The organism is Rhodoferax sp., from assembly GCF_037143375.1.
In the GTDB taxonomy this organism is placed as follows: Bacteria; Pseudomonadota; Gammaproteobacteria; order Burkholderiales; family Burkholderiaceae_C; genus Rhodoferax.
In genome coordinates, this window is the sequence record NZ_JBAWYV010000305.1 from 1 (window position 1) to 1779 (window position 1779).

At 49.2% G+C, this 1779-nt stretch carries 3 protein-coding genes; 1 reads left to right on the forward strand and 2 read right to left on the reverse strand.

The genetic code is table 11. The features are described 5' to 3' along the window. Nucleotides 1–264 (forward strand): hypothetical protein (locus WCG50_RS19265; protein WP_336901208.1); only part of this gene is annotated, 264 nt, incomplete at its 5' end. 306 nt (nucleotides 265–570) lie between these two features. Here WCG50_RS19265 and WCG50_RS19270 read toward each other — a convergent pair. After that, nucleotides 571–888, reverse strand: coding sequence for a DUF1330 domain-containing protein (locus WCG50_RS19270; protein WP_336901209.1), 318 nt, complete (start codon nucleotides 886–888; stop codon nucleotides 571–573). Nucleotides 889–946: 58 nt separating this feature from the next. Continuing rightward, nucleotides 947–1779, reverse strand: an 833-nt coding sequence (locus WCG50_RS19275) for an NAD-dependent epimerase/dehydratase family protein (RefSeq protein ID WP_336901210.1), incomplete at its 5' end; no start/stop codon positions are given.

Below are 1779 nucleotides of genomic sequence, written 5' to 3' on the forward strand. Positions count from 1 at the left end.
GATGTCGACATTCGGAATGTCAGCAATTGGGTTGCCCAGTTCTACGCCAATCTGGAGCCGATCTGGGAATTCGGCATCTTGCAGTTTGCGGACAATTTCTGCGCTGTCTCACGACAGCTTTACTATGTCGACGTTGAAGTCGGAAAGGTGAGTGCCAGCCCATTTTCCCAAGGCTTCAAGCACTGGACGAAGCGCCGCTCCGCTTTCCGTAAGTCGGTAAGCGTTATTACGAGACGTGGCCTCGGGGTTTGTTCGTTCGATTAACTTTAGACACGTTAGGAGATCGAGCCTGGCTGCCAGAATATTCGTAGAAATATGCTCAGGCGCCTCGAGAAATTGTGAATACGTTCGAGCCCCGTGGATGATCAAATCACGAATGACCAACAGCGACCATTTGTCGCCGAGCACGTCCAATGCAGAACTGATCGGACACAATGAACGCCAATCAACATTTCCATCGCTATTCGCCATAAGGTCGTTTTTTTGAATTACTTCCTTATGCTCAAAGTGCCTAATAAATTATTTAAGCATAAGGATTTTAAAATTATTGAATAGACAAGTTCGAACTGATCACATTCCCTCGACCAGCAAAATTTGTCCACCATCAGTCAGCTCATTGATCCTCAACTCCTTCAATGGCTGGTACTCAGCGGAGTTATACCAAGTTTGCGCCATTTCCATGCTTGGAAAACGCAAGATAGCTGCCCAGCTTCCGTCCCATTCTCCCTCCAAGACAGTCGGCGCTGGCGTGCCTACAATCATTTGGCCGCCGAGTTTCATTAGGCTCGCTATGGCTGCTTGCGCATAGCGCACTGACAGTTCCTCCAAACTTTTCGCTTTGACTTGAACCATAAAGTAGGCTGGTTTTGCAGGTGCGGCATTGGTCATTTCTGGTTCCTGTGGTTTACGAGTGGTCAAAATTAGTCAAACTTAAGGCGATGCGCTGTTATTTCGAAATGGACGCTGCCATCTCTCTGAAGGAGGTGGCCATGGGTGTTGGCTTCCAGTTCAAAACATTGAACGTGGCGCTGTTGTCATAGGATGCCTTTCTTCCAATGAACGGCAACATGCCTTTGGCCTCAGGGTCAAATTTGCTCATGAATTTCAGAAGGAAGGTCGGCGCTTTCATCGAAGGGGCTTTTTTGTAACCAGCCTCTCTTAAAACTTGGGCCACTGTTGCCATCTCGACAGGCTCTGCTGTGCACGCGATGAAGCGCTTTCCGGCGGCACCTTTGGCAGTCATCGCTGCTACATGAAGCTTGGCCACATCGCGCACATCGACCATGCCCATGGCCATGTCGGGAATCATCGGAATTTTCCCTGTGATCATTTTGGTCATCATGGTGACGCTTTGACCGTCTATCTTTGCACCTAACGACGGTCCAAAAACCGCTCCAGGGTTTATTACCGTTAGTTCCATGCCGACTCTGGTTGCGTCCCAGGCAGCTCGTTCTGCCAATGTCTTGCTTTTCGCATAAGCGCCAATGTTCGAGTTTGTGTCTGACCAGTCGCTTGGACCGTACTTACCCGTATCTCTTCCAGCGATGATGGCAAATGTCGATGATGTCAGTACAAGTCTTTTCACCCCCGATAGTTGAGCAGCTGCAATGACTCGCAGCGTGCCTTCGACTGCTGGAGCAATCAACTCGTTTTCATCTTTTGGTTCAGCCATCAAGAACGGCGAAGCGACGTGAAGGACAAACGAGCACCCTTTTAGTGCTTCGGTCCATCCTTTATCTGAAAGCAGATCGGCTTCCGCAAAACTCAAATTCTGGACAG

Coding starts and splice junctions, on each gene's coding strand:
- WCG50_RS19270 (WP_336901209.1), bottom strand. CDS start 888: ATGACCAATGCCGCACCTGCAAAACCAGCCTACTTTATGGTTCAAGTC.